The sequence below is a fragment of the Pseudomonas sp. AC242 genome (assembly GCF_979258655.1).
Window position 1 is genome coordinate 3,577,272 of the sequence record NZ_OZ409873.1, and the last position, 17,043, is coordinate 3,594,314.

The following is a 17,043-nucleotide window of genomic DNA, read 5'->3' on the forward strand; positions in this document are numbered from 1 at the left end:
CAGCGGATTCTACCAGCCTTTGCCCGCGCCTTTGAGTGCTTACTGACTGACCGTCAGTTTGCCGACCATGCCCGCCTGATAATGCCCGGGAATATTGCAGGCAAATTCCAGACTGGTGGCCTTGCTGAAGGTCCAGGTCAGCTCGGCGGTTTTACCCGGTTCGACCAATACGCTGTTCGGATCATCGTGCTTCATGCCATGGCCCATCGCCGCGTGATCCATGCCGGCCATATCGTGGGACATTTCCTTCATGCCGGTAGGCGTCAGCATGCCGCTTTGCTGCATCTGCAACATTTCCTGCTGGTGCTTGGCATGCATCGCCGCGTCACCGAGGTTGAATTCGTGCAACAACTGGCCTTTATTCACCAGCACAAAACGAACGGTCTCACCGGCCTTGATCTGAATCGCCTTGGGATCGAAGGACATATCGCCCATCACCACTTCAATGCTGCGCGAGGCTTTGGCGGCTGGTGCTGGCTGGCCGAAATCATAGGTGTGCGCGGGTGCTGCAAACGCCGTCGAACTCATTGCCAAAAAACAGATGGCCAGGGATTGGCGTAAAAACATGGTCGTTCTCCAACAAGATAAGGTTCAGCTTATGGGAAACTTTAGCCGGCCGGCGCTGGCATCTACCTGACAGGCAGATTACAACTTTGTCAGGTTGGCGTTTGCCGCCAGCGCTCACGGTATAAAGCTTTCGTGACTACAACACCCCCGAACCCACCCGAGTCGCCCATGAAACTGTTGATCGTCGAAGACCAAGCGAAAACCGGCCAATACCTGCGTCAGGGCCTGACCGAGGCCGGGTTCAATACGGAACTGGTGGCCGACGGCAACAGTGGTCAGCATCTGGCGCTGAGTGGTGATTACGCGCTGCTGATCCTCGACGTGATGCTGCCAGGGCGCAGTGGCTGGCAGATCCTGCAAGCGGTGCGCAGCGCCGGGCTGGATACGCCGGTACTTTTTCTGACAGCCAAAGACGCCGTAGAGGACAGGGTTCACGGCCTCGAACTGGGCGCCGACGATTACCTGGTCAAACCGTTCGCCTTCTCCGAACTGCTGGCGCGGGTACGTAGCCTGTTGCGTCGCGGCAGTGCTACAACCCAGGAAACCAGCCTGCAACTGGCCGATTTGCGCCTGGATCTGATCCGTCGCCGCGTCGAACGCAGCGGCCAGCGCATCGACCTGACGGCCAAGGAATTCGCACTATTGGAAATGCTCCTGCGTCGCCAAGGCGAAGTGCTGCCAAAGTCGCTGATCGCTTCACAGGTCTGGGACATGAATTTCGACAGCGATACCAATGTCATCGAAGTGGCGATCCGCCGTTTGCGCCTGAAGATCGACGACGAATTCCCCAACAAACTGATCCACACCGTGCGCGGCATGGGTTACGTGCTCGAAGAGCGTGGCGCCTGATGCGCCGACTGTCCCTGAGTTCGCGCCTGGCCTTGTTGTTTGCCGCTTGCACCGCTGTGGTTTCGCTGTTCGCCGGGGTGTTGTTCAACCGCGCCAGCGAAGCGCACTTTATCGAACTCGACCAGCAACAGCTGGACGGCAAACTAATCGGCCTGCGCCGCGCCTTGCAGGATCTTCAGCCCGGTCAACGTGAAGCACGGCTGGCGGATGAGCTGAGCCGTCAGGCCGATCTGTCATTGCGCATTACCGGCACTGACGGCCAGCGCTGGTATGACAGTTCGACGCAAATCCCCAGGATTTGCCGCAACAATCCGGCCTGTCGACCATCAGCCATGACGGCACCGATTACCGCGTGCTTAACGCCCCGCTCTACCCGGACAAAGCCGATTCACCGCAACTGTCCTTGTTGCTGGACATCACCCATCACCAACACTTCCTGCAACGCATGCAGCACCTGATCTGGCTGACCGTCGGGTTGTCAGCGCTGGCGACGGCGTTGCTCGGTGCCTGGGCAGCACGCAGCGGCTTACGGCCATTGCGACGCATGAGTGCAGTCGCCCGTGGGATTTCCGCACAATCGCTGAATGCGCGACTGCCCGAAGCGCAAATGCCGCCAGAACTTGCGGAAATGGCCCACAGCTTCAACGCCATGCTCGCACGCCTCGACGACTCGTTTCAGCGGCTCTCGGCGTTTTCCGCCGACATTGCCCATGAGTTGCGTACACCACTGTCGAACCTGCTGACCCACACTCAGGTCACCCTCACCCGCCCCCGGCCGATCGAGGACTACCGCGAAGCGCTGCACAGCAACCTCGAAGAACTGCAATGGATGGCACAACTGGTCAACGACATGTTGTATCTGGCCAAGGCCGATCATGGCTTGCTGATGCCCAAGCGGGAACCGCTGGAACTGGCGGATGAAACAGATGTGCTTTTGGAATTTTTTGCGCCGCTGGCGGAGGACGCCGGGGTCAAACTGACGCGTGAGGGCAATGCGCGGATCGAGGGTGATCGCAGTATGTTGCGCCGGGCCTTGTCGAATCTGCTGGATAACGCGCTGCGGTTTACCCCGGCTGAGGGCTATGTGAGCCTGCGGATCGTTGATCAACCGAACGCGGTACGCATTTCAGTCGAGAACAGTGGCGAGGGGATTTCTGCGGAGTTGTTGCCACGCCTGTTTGATCGATTTTATCGGGCCGATCCGGCGCGGCAGGAAGGCAGCAGTGAGCATGCGGGGTTGGGATTGGCGATTACTCAGTCGATCATCCGCGCCCATGGTGGGCAGATTCATTGCGAATCAGAGGCGGGATGGACGCGGTTTGTGATTGAGTTGCCTCGAACCTGATCGTTCCCACGCTCTGCGTGGGAATGCAGCCCGGGACGCTCCGCGTCCCTTCCAGAGCCGAACGCGGAGCGTCCGTTGAGGCGTTCCCACGCAGAGCGTGGGAACGAGCATGGAGTCGCTTACGAATATCTCAGGGCGTGAGCCGGCTCGATCTTCGCCGCCCGCCACGCCGGATACACCGTCGCCAGGAAGCTCAGAATAAAGCCCGCCGAGCAAATCAACAGCACATCCCCACCCTGCAATTCCGACGGCAAATTGCTGACGAAATACACATCCGAACTGAAGATGTGCTGCCCGCTGACTCGCTCGATCCAGCCCACGATCTGACTGACATTCAGCGCGGCGATCACGCCCAGCACGCCGCCAATGATCGTACCGACAATGCCGATCACCGTGCCCTGCACCATGAAGATCGCCATGATCTGCCGTGGCGTGGCGCCGATGGTGCGCAAAATCGCGATGTCCGCGCCCTTGTCGTTCACCACCATGATCAGGGTCGCGATGATGTTGAACGCCGCCACCGCGACGATCATCAGCAACAGCAGGCCGATCATGGTTTTTTCCATTTTCATCGCGCTGAACAGGCTGCCCTGGGTGTGGGTCCAGTCGTCAGCCTTGAAGTCCGCGCCCAAACCGGCAGCGATATCCGAGGAGACTTTCGGTGCGGCGTACAGGTCTTTGACCGCCAGTCGCACACTCTGAACCTGATTCGGCTCCCAATGCTGCATGGTCGCGGCATCGGCGACGTGGATCAGGCCCATGGAGCCATCCAGCTCAGCGCCGACCTTGAACACACCGACCACGTTCAGACGCTGCATGCGCGGGGTGATGCCGCCCGGCGCAGTACTGACTTCCGGGACGATCAGGGTGATTTTGTCGCCGACATTGAGGCGGAAACGCCGCGCAGTGATTTCGCCAATCACCACGCCGAACTCTCCCGGCTTCAACGCATCGAGACGGCCCTGCACGATGTGCTGGGCAACGATCGAGACCTTGCCTTCCTGCGCCGGATCAACGCCGCTGATCTGGATCGGCTGCATCAACCCCTTGTAAGACAGCATGCCTTCCATCTCAGTGAACGGCACGGCGGCAGTCACCTCAGGATTTTTCATCGCGGCGGCAGCAACCGGCTGCCAGTCATCAATCGGCTTGACGCCGACGATGGTCGCGTGCGGCACCATGCCGAGGATGCGCGAGCTCATTTCGCGCTGGAAGCCGTTCATCACCGACAACACCACGATCATCGCCAGCACGCCGAGGGCGAGGCCGATCATCGAAGTCATCGAAATGAACGAAACAAAGCGATTGCGGCGCTTGGCGCGGGTATAGCGCGTGCCGATAAAGATCGATAACGGTCTGAACATTCGCTGGGGCACCGTATAAAAATAAAAGACCCGACGCCTTTACAGACGTCGGGTTTCAGCCAATCAGATAGGCGTGAGGCAGCCTTCTTGCAGGTGCAAGACGCGGTCCATCTGGCGAGCCAGGTTCATGTCGTGAGTCACCACCAGGAACGCCGTGCGCATCGAGGTGCTGAGTTCCAGCATCAAATCCTGAATGCCCTGGGCGGTGTGGGAGTCGAGGTTGCCGGTTGGCTCATCGAGCATCACCAGGCCTGGCTTGTTCACCAGGGCGCGAGCGATGGCCACACGTTGACGCTCGCCACCGGACAGTTCCGCCGGCTTGTGCTCCAGACGATGACCGAGGCCAACGCGCTCCAGCAGTGCCGTGGCACGCTGACGGGCTTCCGGGATCGGCGTCTTGCCGATCAGCAGCGGCATGCAGACGTTTTCCAGTGCGGTGAATTCCGGCAGCAAGTGGTGGAACTGGTAAACGAAACCGAGCGCACGGTTACGCAACAGGCCACGCTTCTTCTCGCTCAGTGCCGACAACTCTTCGCCGTCGAGCCAGACGCTGCCCTTGGTCGGCGTGTCCAGACCACCGAGCAGGTTGAGCAAGGTACTTTTGCCCGAACCCGAGGTGCCGACGATCGCCACACGCTCGCCCGGGTGCAACTCCAGTTGCAGGCCGGCCAATACCTCTACCGATTCCGGGCCTTCCTCGTAGGATTTGCCCAGATTACGGCAGCTCAAGATTGCTTGTTCACTCATGCCCGACTCACTCATAACGTAGCGCCTCCGCCGGCTGGGTGCGCGCGGCACGCCAGGCGGGATACAGGGTGGCGAGGAAACTCAGAACCAACGCCGCCGCGCAGACCATGACCACATCCTGGCTCTGCACCTGCGACGGAAGATAATCAATGAAATACACGTCAGCATTAAGGAATTTGTGGCCGATCAGGCCTTCCAGTGCCGAGATCGCCGCGCTGACATTAAGCGCCGCGAAAATCCCGACCACTGCACCAATCGCCGTGCCGACCACACCGATCACCGTGCCTTGCACCATGAACGTGCGCATGATCGTGCCCGGCGTCGCGCCCAAGGTGCGCAGAATGGCGATGTCGCCCTTCTTGTCGTTGACCACCATCACCAGCGTGGAAATGATGTTGAACGCCGCTACGGCGACAATCAGCAGCAACAGCAGACCGATCATGGCTTTTTCCATGCGGATCGCCTGATACAGATTGCCGTGGGTGCGCGTCCAGTCGCGGGCGTAGTAATGATCTTCGCCGAGTTGCTGGGCGATGTTCCATGCTACGCGCGGTGCCTGGAACAGGTCGTCGAACTTCAGGCGGATGCCCTGCACCTGATCAGGCTTCCAGCGGTGCATCTTCGCCAGATCCTGCAGGTTGGTGACGCCCAGATAGCCATCGAGTTCGCCGGCGCCGACATGAAAAATGCCGACCACGGTGAAGCGCTTCATGCGCGGGAACATCCCGGCCGGGGTCACGCTGACCTCCGGCGCGACGAAGGTGACCTTGTCACCGATGCCCACGCCGAGCTTGGTCGCGGCCTTGTCGCCGATGACGATGCCGAAGCTGCCCGGCGTCAAATCGTCGAGTTTGCCCTGCTTCATGAAGTTGTCGATGATCGACACGTTGCGCTCGAGCGCAGGGTCGATGGCGTTGAGCAACACCTTGGACACCTGACCGTTATTGGTCAGCAGGCCCTGCATCTGGGTGAACGGCGCAACCGCCGTCACCTGCGGGTTCTGCTTGACCTTGTTGGCCAGACTTTGCCAATCGTTGATCGGCTCAGTGGATTCAATGGTCGCGTGGGGCACCATGCCCAGCACGCGGGTGCGCATCTCATGATCGAAGCCATTCATCACCGAGAGCACGACGATCATCACGACCACGCCAAGGGCGAGCCCGATCATCGAAGTCAGGGAAATGAATGACACAAAATGATTGCGACGCTTTGCACGGGTATAACGCGTGCCGATAAATACGAAGAGAGGTCTGAACATGTCGGGGCTTGTTCGGAGGGAAAAGGAACGTCCTTGTGGCGGGGGTCGATAACCAGCTTTACACTCAGACCACCGCCGCTACCATGGGTTCGCCATGTCGACATTAGATGAAGAAGATCGCCGCGAATACTACCGTATCGAGGACACGATCGCACTGGAAATTCGGCCCCTGTCCGCTCCCGAAGCCGCAGGCCAGGAAGTGTTGCAGGATGCTTCCCCACTGTTCAACCTGCTCAGTGAACTGCACCTGAGCGAATTCGAGTCGCAGCACCTGTTGCGCCAGATCAGCGAGCGCGACCGGGCCATCGCCGCGTTCCTGAAATCGCAGAACAAACGCATCGATCTGCTCAGCCAAGTGGTCGCCCTGACTGTGCTCGGCCATATCGGCGAGCCGCAACCGGTGATCATTTCCGAGGGCGGGATCGACTTCCAGCACCCGACGCCAATTGCCACCGGCGCACACCTGTCGGTGAAACTGGTGCTGATGCCGCAAGCGCTGGGCCTGCTGCTGCGCGCCCGCGTCACCCATTGCGATCGCAAGGGCGAAGGTTATGACATAGGCACCGAGTTCGAACACTTGACCGACGCCCAGCGCCAGTTGCTCGCCCGCTACATCTTGCAGAAGCAGGCCCAGGAACGACGTCTGGCCCGCGAACAGAACGAATCAGGCATTTAAATTTAAGGAAGAACCGTGACCCTCATCTACGGCCACCGCGGCGCCAAGGGCGAAGCACCGGAAAACACCCTGAGCAGCTTTCAGGAATGTCTCAAGCACGGCGTGCGCCGCTGCGAACTGGATCTGCACCTGTCCAAGGACGGCGAGTTGATGGTCATTCATGACCCGACCCTCAAACGCACCACGGAAAGGCGCGGCAAAGTCGTCGAACACAGCGCCGCCGAACTGGTCACTTACGACGCGCGCAAGGGCGGCCCGGGCTGGATCAAACCCTGCCCGATTCCGACATTGGAAGAGCTGTTCGAAAAATGCGATTTCGAGCACTGGCAACTGGAAGTCAAAAGCGCTTCGCGTACTCGCGCAGCAACCACCGTGCTGGCGATTCGTGAAATGGCCCAACGGCATGGCCTGCTCGACAAGGTGACGATCACCTCGAGTTCGCGGGAAGTGCTGAAAGCGGCGCTGGATCTGGTGCCGGACGTGTCGCGCGGACTGGTGGCCGAATACGCCTGGCTCGACCCGCTGAAGGTCGCGGCCAGCTATGGCTGTGAGATTCTTGCGCTGAACTGGACGCTGTGTACGCCGGAACGCCTGCAGAAGGCGCAGCGTCAGGGGCTGCATGTGTCGGTGTGGACCGTCAACGAGCCTGCGCTGATGCGCAGACTCGCCGACTTCGGCGTTGACAGCCTGATTACAGACTTTCCCGGTTTGGCCACTGCCACCCTCGAGAATTGCTGAAATCGGTCTCCCCGGCCGGCTCAGGCCACCGGCCGGAGCCCGTCAAAAAAGCCGGTTGAGGCCGTCGTACGCCGCTACCCGATAGGCTTCGGCCATGGTCGGGTAGTTGAACGTGGTGTTGACGAAGTACTTCAGGGTGTTCAGTTCGCCCGGCTGGTTCATGATCGCCTGACCGATGTGGACGATCTCCGACGCCTGATAACCGAAGCAGTGAACGCCCAGCACTTCCAGGGTTTCACGGTGGAACAGGATTTTCAGCATGCCTTGCGGCTCGCCGGCGATCTGTGCACGCGCCATGCTCTTGAAGAACGCCTTGCCGACTTCGTACGGCACTTTGGCCTGGGTCAGTTCCTGCTCGTTCTTGCCGATCGAGCTGATCTCCGGAATGGTATAGATGCCGGTCGGCACGTCATTCACAAAGCGCCAGCTACCGTTATCAACAATGCTGCCAGCAGCCGAACGACCCTGGTCGTGGGCGGCACTGGCCAGGCTCGGCCAGCCGATCACGTCACCGGCACCGTAGATGTTCGGCACGCAGGTGCGGTACGCCTCGTCGACTTCGATCTGGCCACGGCTGTTGACCTTGACGCCGATGTTTTCCAGACCCAGCGTGTCGGTGTTGCCGGTACGGCCGTTGCACCAGAGCAAGGCGTCGGCTTTGATCTTCTTGCCGGACTTCAGGTGCAGGATCACCCCGTTGTCGACGCCTTCAACGCGATCGTAATCTTCGTTGTGGCGCACGGTGATGTTGTTGTTGCTGAAGTGGTAGCTCAACGCCTGGGAGATTTCCGAGTCGAGGAAGCTCAGCAACTGACCACGGTTGTCGACCAGCTCGACCAGTACACCCAGACCGCTGAAGATCGATGCGTATTCGCAACCGATCACGCCGGCGCCGTAAACGATCAGTTTGCGCGGGGTGTGATTGAGGCTGAGGATGGTGTCGCTATCGTAGATACGCGGGTGGTGGAAATCGATGTCCGCCGGACGATAAGGACGCGAGCCAGTGGCGATGATGATGTGCTTGGCCACCAGTTTTTCGACCACACCGTTGGCGCAGACCACTTCGATGGTTTGCTCGTCGGCGAAGCTGCCGGTGCCAAAGAACACGTCGACGCGGTTACGGGCGTAGTAGCCGGTACGCGAAGCGACTTGTTTGGAAATAACCTTTTCAGCGCTTTTCAACACGTCCGGGAAGGAGAACCAGCGTGGCTCGCCGATCGCCCGGAACATAGGATTAGTGTTGAACTGCATGATCTGCCGCACCGAGTGACGCAGTGCCTTGGACGGGATGGTGCCGAGGTGGGTGCAGTTGCCGCCGACCTGGCGACGGCTGTCGACCATCGCGACCTTGCGCCCTGCTTTGGCGGCGTTCATTGCCGCGCCTTCTCCCGCCGGGCCGGAACCCAGCACCACCACGTCGTAGTTGTAGACAGCCATGCGTACTCCTCAGAACAGGCCGCGGTGCCAGCAGCACCGGCGGCTAAATCACGCCGAACGGCGGCGCGAAGGAACAATTGGGGGTCAATCAAGAACCCGGACACAGTCTATAGAAGCGTCAACGCCGCGCACATTAACCCTTGGTCGCGTCGTAGGCTACTTTTGCCTGCACTACAACGCCAGCTTTCGTATTGTTCTCAGTCAGTTTTTTCGCCACTGAGGCGTTCGAAAGCCTTGTTGGTGCGGACGACAAAACCTGTATCGGCACGAATCACAAAGAATGCACCAATGTCATGCTTTTCGGCATAGTCCCAGGCCCTTTCAGGGCCGAGAATCAACAACAGCGTCGATAGTCCATCGGCCATCAACGCTGAAGGATGAATCACCGTGACTGACGCCAGATCGTGTAGGACAGGTGCACCGGTGTGCGCATCGAAAGTGTGGGAATAGCGCCGACCGTCCTGCAGGAAATAGTTGCGGTAGTCGCCGGAGGTGGAAACGCTGTAGCCGTCGACATTGATGATGCGCTCGGCGACCTGTTGATCGTCACGGGGCTCTTCGAGAGCAATGCGCCACGGTGAGCCATCAAGCTTTCTGCCTTTGGCTTTCAACTCACCCGTGGCTTCAGCGAGGTAATCGTGGATACCCAGGGCGTCGAGTCTGGCCGCGATGGTGTCGACGGCATAACCGGCGGCGATGCTATTGAAGTCGACCTCGACGGCGGCGTCTTTGCACAATTGATCGCCATTGACGTGCAGGTGCTGATGGCCGACCCGCTGCATCACTTCGGCCAGCGCAGCGGCGTCAGGGACTTTCTCCTCGCGGCCTTGTGGGCCGAACCCCCAGAGGTTCATCAGCGGTTCGACGGTCAGGTCGTAGGAGCCCTCGCTTTGCGCTGACAGTTGTTCGCCAGTTCGGACCAATTCGAGTACCGACCCAGGCACTTTCTGACAGCTGTTGGCGGGCAAAGCGTTGAAGCGCTCGATATCCGAATCATTGCGATAGGTGGACAACTGTCGATCGACTGCGCCGAGGATGCCCTCCACTTCACTGCGAACCTGAGTTGATTCAGGCATGCCGGCGTGGCGTACGTACTTGATTGAATACGTACTGCCCATGGTAGGCCCGCCGAAGCTTTCCATGGACTCGCCATTACCGCAGCCAGCCAATACGCCAGCCAGCATCACAAGCCAAAACAAGCGTCCAGTGAACAATTATTCATCTCTCCGTAAAACCGCGGCGGCCATTATGAATTAAAGGATCTGCAACATCTTTATACAAAATCCAATAGCGAGTACCTGAACATGTCCTCCACCACGGGCAAAGGCAAAGCGATCTTTCGCGTTGTCAGCGGCAACTTTCTCGAAATGTTCGACTTCATGGTCTACGGCTTTTACGCCACGGCCATCGCCAAAACCTTCTTCCCCACCGACAGTGCCTTCGCTTCGCTGATGCTTTCACTGGCCACGTTTGGTGCCGGTTTTCTGATGCGTCCATTGGGGGCGATATTCCTCGGCGCCTACATCGACCGTCATGGCCGTCGCCAAGGCTTGATCATCACGTTGGCGTTGATGGCTGCCGGCACGGTGCTGATTGCCTGCGTTCCGGGCTATGCGACCCTTGGCGTCGCTGCGCCATTAATCGTACTGTTCGGTCGCTTGTTGCAAGGCTTCTCGGCCGGCGTGGAGCTGGGTGGTGTGTCGGTGTATCTGGCAGAGATCGCCACACCGGGCCGCAAGGGCTTCTTCGTCAGTTGGCAGTCGGCGAGTCAGCAAGCGGCAGTGGTCTTCGCCGGATTGCTCGGTGTGGGTCTCAACCATTGGCTGAGCCCGGAACAGATGGGTGACTGGGGCTGGCGCGTGCCATTCCTGATCGGCTGCATGATTGTGCCGGTCATTTTCGTGATCCGTCGCTCACTGGAGGAAACCCCAGAGTTCCAGGCCAGAAAACATCGCCCTACCCTGCGGGAAATCGTCCGCTCGATCGGTCAGAACTTTGGCATCGTCATCGCAGGCATGGCACTGGTGGTGATGACCACTGTTTCTTTCTACCTGATCACCGCGTACACCCCGACATTCGGCAAGGCTGAACTGCACCTGTCGGACTTCGACGCGTTGCTGGTTACCGTGTGCATTGGCCTTTCTAATTTTTTCTGGTTGCCGGTGATGGGTTCAGTGTCCGACAAGATCGGACGTAAACCCCTACTGCTCGCGGCGACGATTCTGGCGATTCTGACGGCCTACCCTGCCCTGTCGTGGCTGGTGGCGAACCCGAGTTTCAGCCATTTGCTGATCGTCGAGTTGTGGCTGTCGTTCCTGTATGGCTCGTACAACGGCGCGATGGTGGTGGCGCTGACCGAGATCATGCCGGTTGAAGTGCGCACGACCGGCTTCTCGCTGGCCTACAGCCTGGCGACAGCGACGTTCGGCGGGTTTACCCCGGCGGCGTGTACGTATCTGATTCATGTGCTGGATAACAAGGCTGCGCCGGGGATCTGGCTCAGTGGTGCGGCGGTGCTGGGGTTGATTGCGACGCTGGTGTTGTTCCGGGGCAATAAGCATGAACTGCGCACGGCGCAGGCAGCCATACCCGGTGGCGCCCGATAGGACGCCATCGCTGGCAAGCCAGCTCCCACAAGTTTATTTGGCGGTTACACGATTGCATTCACACCCCAAGACCCTGTGGGAGCTGGCTTGCCAGCGATGAGGCCGCAACAGTCAATCGAGATTTAGCAGGCATAAAAAAACGCCCCGACCTAGGTCGGGGCGTTTTCATGTGCAGCTATCGCTTAGCGCGGGAACGCTGGCGGGTTTACACCAGCCATGTCTTCCATCACGCGGATAACCTGGCAGCTGTAACCGAACTCGTTGTCGTACCAGACGTACAGAACAACGCGGTTGTCCTGAACGATGGTCGCTTCAGCGTCGACCACACCGGCGTGGCGCGAGCCCACGAAGTCGGTCGAAACCACTTCCTGCGAGTTAACGAAGTCGATTTGCTTGTGCAGATCGGAGTGCAGCGCCATGTAGCGCAGGTACTCGTTCATTTCTTCACGGGTGGCGGCTTTCTCAAGGTTGAGGTTGAGAATGGCCATCGATACGTTCGGCGTCGGAACACGGATCGCGTTACCGGTCAGCTTGCCGGCCAGCTCAGGCAGGGCCTTGGCAGCAGCGGTGGCAGCACCGGTCTCGGTGATGACCATGTTCAGCGCGGCGCTACGACCACGGCGATCGCCCTTGTGGAAGTTGTCGATCAGGTTCTGGTCGTTGGTGTACGAGTGAACGGTTTCGACGTGACCATTGATGATGCCGAACTTGTCATTCACAGCCTTCAGCACCGGCACGATGGCGTTGGTGGTGCAGGAAGCGGCAGAGACGATCTTGTCATCAGCGGTGATTTCACCGTGATTGATGCCGTGAACGATGTTCTTCAGCTTGCCCTTGCCAGGCGCGGTCAGAACAACGCGGTCGATACCCGGGCACTGCAAGTGCTGGCCCAGGCCATCAGCGTCACGCCATACACCGGTGTTATCCACCAGCAGCGCGTCTTTGATGCCGTACTGGGTGTAATCCACCTCGGTCGGGTTCTTCGCGTAGATCACCTGGATCAGGTTACCGTTGGCGGTGATGGTGTTGTTTTCTTCGTCGATGGTAATGGTGCCGTTGAACGAACCGTGTACCGAATCGCGACGCAGCAGGCTGGCGCGCTTGGTCAGGTCGTTGTCGGCGCCTTTGCGCACGACGATGGCACGCAGACGCAGACCGTCGCCACCACCGGTTTTCTCGATCAGGATGCGCGCCAGCAGACGGCCGATACGACCGAAGCCGTACAGCACAACGTCAGTGCCTTTACGTGCGGAAGCGTTTTGCTGGCCAACCACGTCAGCCATTTCTTCACGAACGAATTGCTCGGCGCTGCGGCCGTTGCCTTCGTTGCGGAATTTGAACGCCAACTTGCCCAGATCTACCGAAGCCGCGCCGAGCTTGAGCTCGCTCATGGCTTTGAGCAGTGGGAATGTTTCGTGGACGGAGAGTTCGCTGTCGTCGGAAGAACGGTGGCGCGCAAAGCGGTGAGCTTTGAGAATCGCGATGACAGACTGGTTGATCAGGCTGCGGCCATAGATCGAGCTCACCACGTTGTTATTGCGGTAGAGCTGACCGATTAGCGGAATCATCGCTTCTGCGAGTGCTTCACGGTCGATCCATTCACCAAGACACTGGTCGGGCTTCTGAGTCACGGTAACCTTCCACATGTAGGGGCAGAAAAAAGGGGCTACATTATGCCGCCCACAACCTCATTCAGCAATGCGCGCTTGTCGCGAAATCGGTAACAAAATTCCTTTCAAAAAAATCACACCTCGCGCCAGCCCAGTAAATACGCGGCTTCCAGCGCTGTCAATTTTTCGACGACTGTTAGACGATGTCTGTAACCCTCCGTAACACCAACCACTTTTGGCACTACATAATCGCTAAAAAAGCGCTGGTTTTTATGGTTACCACTACATTTCTCGCAAACATCGAAGATAGACGTAGTCTGCAACTGACAGGCGACACCGGACGCCGCTACAATTACCGACTTTGTCGCAAAGCCTGGAGCTCAACCTTCCGTGCCCGTTCTGCGTCTACCGCAACTCCCTGCCGAGGCAGGTAAACAGCATTGGGGCAATTTGCCCGGCGCTGCCCTCAGCCTGGCGATTGCCGAGGCTGCCAGCGCTGCCAAGCGCTTCACCCTGCTACTGACCGCCGACAGCCAAAGTGCTGAACGACTGGAACAGGAGCTGAGTTTCTTCGCCCCGGATTTGCCCGTGCTGCATTTCCCCGACTGGGAAACCCTGCCCTACGACCTGTTCTCGCCGCACCAGGACATCATTTCCCAGCGTATCGCCAGCCTCTATAGGCTGCCGGAACTGGCGCATGGCGTGCTGGTGGTGCCGATCACCACAGCGTTGCACCGCTTGGCGCCGACCAAATTCCTGCTTGGCAGCAGCCTGGTGCTGGATGTCGGGCAGAAACTCGATGTCGAACAAATGCGTTCGCGGCTCGAAGCCAGCGGCTATCGTTACGTCGACACGGTGTATGAGCACGGCGAGTTCACCGTGCGCGGTGCGTTGATCGACCTGTTCCCGATGGGCAGCAAACTGCCGTATCGCATCGACTTGTTCGACGATGAAATCGAAACCCTGCGCACCTTCGATCCGGAAAACCAGCGCTCCATCGACAAGGTCGAGTCGGTCAAGCTGCTGCCGGCCCGTGAGTTTCCGCTGCAAAAAGACGCGGTCACCCGTTTCAAGGCGCGCTTTCGCGAGCGCTTCGACGTCGACTTCCGGCGCTGCCCGATCTTTCAGGATCTGAGCAGCGGGATTACCCCGGCCGGTATCGAGTATTACCTGCCGCTGTTCTTCGACGAAACCTCGACGCTGTTCGACTACCTGCCGCAGGACACGCAAGTGTTCTCCCTGCCGGGCATCGAGCAAGCGGCGGAAAACTTCTGGAACGACGTGCGCAATCGTTATGAAGAGCGCCGCGTCGATCCATCGCGTCCTTTATTGCCACCGGCGGAATTGTTCCTGCCGGTGGAAGATTGTTTCGCCCGCCTGAAGAGTTGGCCGCGTGTGGTCGCCAGCCAACAGGATGTAGAAGGCGGTGCAGGTCGCGAGCGCTTCCCGGCACAAGCACTGCCGAATCTGGCGATCGAAGCCAAAGCCACACAACCGCTGGCGGCGCTGTCGGCATTTCTCGATGAATTCCCCGGTCGCGTGCTGTTCACCGCCGAGTCCGCCGGCCGTCGCGAAGTGCTGCTGGAGTTGCTTGAGCGCCTGAAGCTGCGACCGAAAACCGTCGACAGCTGGCCAGACTTCGTCGCGAGCAAGGATCGTCTGGCGATCACCATTGCCCCGCTCGACGAAGGCCTGATGCTCGACGATCCGGCGCTGGCATTGGTCGCGGAAAGTCCGCTGTTCGGCCAACGCGTGATGCAGCGTCGCCGCCGCGAGAAGCGTGCCGACGGCAATAACGATGCGGTGATCAAAAACCTCACCGAGCTGCGCGAAGGCGCGCCGGTGGTGCACATCGATCACGGTGTCGGCCGTTATCTGGGCCTGACGATTCTGGAAATCGACAATCAGGCTGCCGAATTCCTTACCCTCGAATATGCCGAGAACGCCAAGCTTTACGTGCCGGTAGCCAACCTGCATTTGATTGCACGCTACACCGGCAGCGACGATGCGCTGGCCCCGCTGCACCGCCTCGGCTCCGAGACCTGGCAGAAGGCCAAACGCAAAGCTGCCGAACAGGTGCGTGACGTCGCCGCCGAACTGCTCGACATCTATGCCCGTCGCGCCGCTCGCGAAGGCTACGCGTTCGCCGACCCGAAAGCCGATTACGCGACGTTCAGCGCCGGTTTCCCGTTCGAAGAAACCCCGGATCAACAATCGACCATCGAAGCCGTGCGCGAAGACATGCTCGCGCCGAAACCGATGGATCGACTGGTCTGCGGTGACGTCGGTTTCGGCAAGACCGAAGTGGCCATGCGTGCGGCGTTCATCGCCGTACACGGTGGCCGCCAAGTGGCGATTCTGGTACCGACCACCCTGCTCGCCCAGCAGCACTACAACAGCTTCCGCGACCGCTTCGCCGACTGGCCGGTGACCGTGGAAGTGATGAGTCGCTTCAAGTCGGCCAAGGAAGTCAACGCGGCGATCGCCGATCTGGCCGAAGGCAAGATCGACATCGTCATCGGCACGCACAAACTGCTGTCCGACGACGTCAAGATCAAAAACCTCGGGCTGGTGATCATCGACGAAGAGCACCGCTTCGGTGTGCGTCAGAAAGAACAGCTCAAGGCCCTGCGCAGCGAAGTCGACATTCTTACGCTGACCGCCACACCGATTCCGCGCACGCTGAACATGGCGGTGTCGGGCATGCGCGACCTGTCGATCATCGCCACGCCGCCGGCGCGACGCCTGTCGGTGCGCACCTTCGTCATGGAGCAGAACAAGAGCACGGTCAAAGAGGCCCTGCTCCGCGAACTGTTGCGTGGCGGTCAGGTGTACTACCTGCACAACGATGTGAAAACCATCGAGAAATGCGCTGCCGACCTCGCCGAACTGGTGCCGGAAGCCCGTATCGGCATCGGTCACGGACAGATGCGCGAGCGCGAACTCGAACAGGTGATGAGCGACTTCTATCACAAGCGCTTCAACGTGCTGATCGCCTCGACCATTATCGAGACCGGTATCGACGTGCCGAGCGCCAACACCATCATCATCGAGCGCGCCGACAAATTCGGCCTGGCGCAACTGCACCAGTTGCGCGGTCGTGTCGGCCGTAGTCACCACCAGGCTTACGCGTACCTGCTGACGCCGCCGCGCCAGCAAATCACTTCGGACGCGGAAAAGCGTCTGGAAGCGATTGCCAATACTCAGGATCTCGGCGCCGGTTTCGTCCTGGCCACCAACGACCTGGAAATCCGTGGCGCCGGCGAACTGCTCGGCGATGGCCAGAGCGGGCAGATTCAGGCCGTGGGCTTCACACTGTATATGGAGATGCTTGAACGTGCGGTGAAATCGATCCGCAAGGGCGAACAACCGAACCTCGATCAACCCCTCGGCGGTGGCCCGGAAGTCAATCTGCGGGTGCCGGCGCTGATTCCGGAAGACTATCTACCGGACGTTCACGCTCGTCTGATTCTGTACAAGCGCATTGCTTCGGCGACCGACGAGGAAGGCTTGAAGGATCTGCAAGTCGAGATGATCGACCGTTTCGGCCTGCTGCCGGAACCGACCAAGAATCTGGTGCGCATCACCGCGTTGAAGTTGCAGGCCGAGCAATTGGGCATCAAAAAAGTCGATGGCGGCCCGCAAGGTGGACGTATCGAGTTCGAAGCGCAGACGCCGGTCGATCCGATGACGCTGATCAAGCTGATCCAGAGCCAGCCAAAACGCTACAAATTCGAAGGCGCCACGATGTTCAAGTTCCAGGTGCCGATGGAACGCCCGGAAGAGCGCTTTAATACTGTAGAGGCGCTGTTTGAGCGCCTCCTCCCGAAATCTGTTTGAAGGACG

At 59.4% G+C, this 17,043-nt stretch carries 12 protein-coding genes and 1 pseudogene; 6 read left to right on the top strand and 7 right to left on the bottom strand.

Going from position 1 to position 17,043, the window contains the following annotated elements:
- Nucleotides 1-39 precede the first annotated feature (39 nt).
- Complete coding sequence (gene copI, locus ACZZ0A_RS16025; protein WP_007910516.1) at nucleotides 40-567, bottom strand: copper-resistant cuproprotein CopI; 528 nt, start codon at nucleotides 565-567, stop codon at nucleotides 40-42.
- A gap of 168 nt (nucleotides 568-735) precedes the next feature.
- On the opposite strand from copI, the gene ACZZ0A_RS16030 reads away from it, so the two are divergent.
- Together ACZZ0A_RS16030 and ACZZ0A_RS16035 are read left to right on the top strand one after the other, a co-directional pair.
- Nucleotides 736-1,416 carry a heavy metal response regulator transcription factor gene (locus ACZZ0A_RS16030; RefSeq protein WP_007910514.1) on the top strand — a complete coding sequence of 227 codons (681 nt, stop codon included), beginning with the start codon at nucleotides 736-738 and terminating at the stop codon, nucleotides 1,414-1,416.
- Nucleotides 1,416-2,761 (top strand): annotated as a pseudogene (locus ACZZ0A_RS16035) (heavy metal sensor histidine kinase). The gene ACZZ0A_RS16030 and the pseudogene ACZZ0A_RS16035 overlap by 1 nt, the downstream one beginning before the upstream one ends.
- A 119-nt stretch (nucleotides 2,762-2,880) precedes the next feature.
- Here the strand turns inward: ACZZ0A_RS16035 and ACZZ0A_RS16040 are convergent.
- From ACZZ0A_RS16040 to ACZZ0A_RS16050, 3 genes are all read right to left on the bottom strand, one after another.
- Entirely contained in the window at nucleotides 2,881-4,125 is a 1,245-nt protein-coding gene (locus ACZZ0A_RS16040; protein WP_034156425.1) for a lipoprotein-releasing ABC transporter permease subunit, read from the bottom strand.
- 63 nt (nucleotides 4,126-4,188) lie between these two features.
- Nucleotides 4,189-4,887, bottom strand: coding sequence for a lipoprotein-releasing ABC transporter ATP-binding protein LolD (lolD, locus tag ACZZ0A_RS16045; protein WP_007910506.1), 699 nt, complete (start codon nucleotides 4,885-4,887; stop codon nucleotides 4,189-4,191).
- Nucleotides 4,880-6,130, bottom strand: coding sequence for a lipoprotein-releasing ABC transporter permease subunit (locus ACZZ0A_RS16050; RefSeq protein ID WP_007910504.1), 1,251 nt, complete (start codon nucleotides 6,128-6,130; stop codon nucleotides 4,880-4,882). The genes lolD and ACZZ0A_RS16050 overlap by 8 nt, the downstream gene beginning before the upstream one ends.
- Nucleotides 6,131-6,224: 94 nt before the next feature.
- Here ACZZ0A_RS16050 and ACZZ0A_RS16055 point away from each other — a divergent pair, with 94 nt between their 5' ends.
- Together ACZZ0A_RS16055 and ACZZ0A_RS16060 are read left to right on the top strand one after the other, a co-directional pair.
- Nucleotides 6,225-6,806 (top strand): PilZ domain-containing protein, encoded by a 582-nt coding sequence (locus ACZZ0A_RS16055; protein WP_007910502.1) that lies wholly within the window; start codon nucleotides 6,225-6,227, stop codon nucleotides 6,804-6,806.
- A gap of 15 nt (nucleotides 6,807-6,821) precedes the next feature.
- Nucleotides 6,822-7,544: a glycerophosphodiester phosphodiesterase gene (locus ACZZ0A_RS16060; RefSeq protein ID WP_016986737.1), complete on the top strand. Its 723-nt coding sequence runs from the start codon at nucleotides 6,822-6,824 to the stop codon at nucleotides 7,542-7,544.
- A 42-nt stretch (nucleotides 7,545-7,586) separates the two neighbouring features.
- On the opposite strand, the gene sthA is transcribed toward ACZZ0A_RS16060, so the two are convergent.
- Nucleotides 7,587-8,981, bottom strand: coding sequence for a Si-specific NAD(P)(+) transhydrogenase (gene sthA / locus ACZZ0A_RS16065; RefSeq protein WP_007910498.1), 1,395 nt, complete (start codon nucleotides 8,979-8,981; stop codon nucleotides 7,587-7,589).
- Between the two features lie 197 nt (nucleotides 8,982-9,178).
- Nucleotides 9,179-10,165 carry an FAD:protein FMN transferase gene (locus tag ACZZ0A_RS16070; RefSeq protein ID WP_463544100.1) on the bottom strand — a complete coding sequence of 329 codons (987 nt, stop codon included), beginning with the start codon at nucleotides 10,163-10,165 and terminating at the stop codon, nucleotides 9,179-9,181.
- Between the two features lie 120 nt (nucleotides 10,166-10,285).
- On the opposite strand from ACZZ0A_RS16070, the gene tcuC reads away from it, so the two are divergent.
- Nucleotides 10,286-11,587 (top strand): MFS transporter, encoded by a 1,302-nt coding sequence (gene tcuC / locus ACZZ0A_RS16075; protein WP_016986740.1) that lies wholly within the window; start codon nucleotides 10,286-10,288, stop codon nucleotides 11,585-11,587.
- A gap of 182 nt (nucleotides 11,588-11,769) precedes the next feature.
- Here tcuC and ACZZ0A_RS16080 read toward each other — a convergent pair whose 3' ends face one another.
- On the bottom strand, nucleotides 11,770-13,233 hold the full coding sequence (locus ACZZ0A_RS16080; RefSeq protein ID WP_007910488.1) for a glyceraldehyde-3-phosphate dehydrogenase: 1,464 nt from the start codon (nucleotides 13,231-13,233) through the stop codon (nucleotides 11,770-11,772).
- 354 nt (nucleotides 13,234-13,587) lie between these two features.
- Here ACZZ0A_RS16080 and mfd point away from each other — a divergent pair, with 354 nt between their 5' ends.
- Nucleotides 13,588-17,037 carry a transcription-repair coupling factor gene (mfd, locus tag ACZZ0A_RS16085; RefSeq protein ID WP_007910487.1) on the top strand — a complete coding sequence of 1,150 codons (3,450 nt, stop codon included), beginning with the start codon at nucleotides 13,588-13,590 and terminating at the stop codon, nucleotides 17,035-17,037.
- Nucleotides 17,038-17,043: the final 6 nt, after the last annotated feature.

Excerpts from the sequence above, each read along its gene's own strand:
- copI (WP_007910516.1), bottom strand. The coding sequence starts at position 567 with ATGTTTTTACGCCAATCCCTGGCCATCTGTTTTTTGGCAATGAGTTCG.
- ACZZ0A_RS16030 (WP_007910514.1), top strand. The coding sequence starts at position 736 with ATGAAACTGTTGATCGTCGAAGACCAAGCGAAAACCGGCCAATACCTG.
- ACZZ0A_RS16040 (WP_034156425.1), bottom strand. The coding sequence starts at position 4,125 with ATGTTCAGACCGTTATCGATCTTTATCGGCACGCGCTATACCCGCGCC.
- lolD (WP_007910506.1), bottom strand. The coding sequence starts at position 4,887 with ATGAGTGAGTCGGGCATGAGTGAACAAGCAATCTTGAGCTGCCGTAAT.
- ACZZ0A_RS16050 (WP_007910504.1), bottom strand. The coding sequence starts at position 6,130 with ATGTTCAGACCTCTCTTCGTATTTATCGGCACGCGTTATACCCGTGCA.
- ACZZ0A_RS16055 (WP_007910502.1), top strand. The coding sequence starts at position 6,225 with ATGTCGACATTAGATGAAGAAGATCGCCGCGAATACTACCGTATCGAG.
- sthA (WP_007910498.1), bottom strand. The coding sequence starts at position 8,981 with ATGGCTGTCTACAACTACGACGTGGTGGTGCTGGGTTCCGGCCCGGCG.
- ACZZ0A_RS16070 (WP_463544100.1), bottom strand. The coding sequence starts at position 10,165 with ATGCTGGCTGGCGTATTGGCTGGCTGCGGTAATGGCGAGTCCATGGAA.
- tcuC (WP_016986740.1), top strand. The coding sequence starts at position 10,286 with ATGTCCTCCACCACGGGCAAAGGCAAAGCGATCTTTCGCGTTGTCAGC.
- ACZZ0A_RS16080 (WP_007910488.1), bottom strand. The coding sequence starts at position 13,233 with ATGTGGAAGGTTACCGTGACTCAGAAGCCCGACCAGTGTCTTGGTGAA.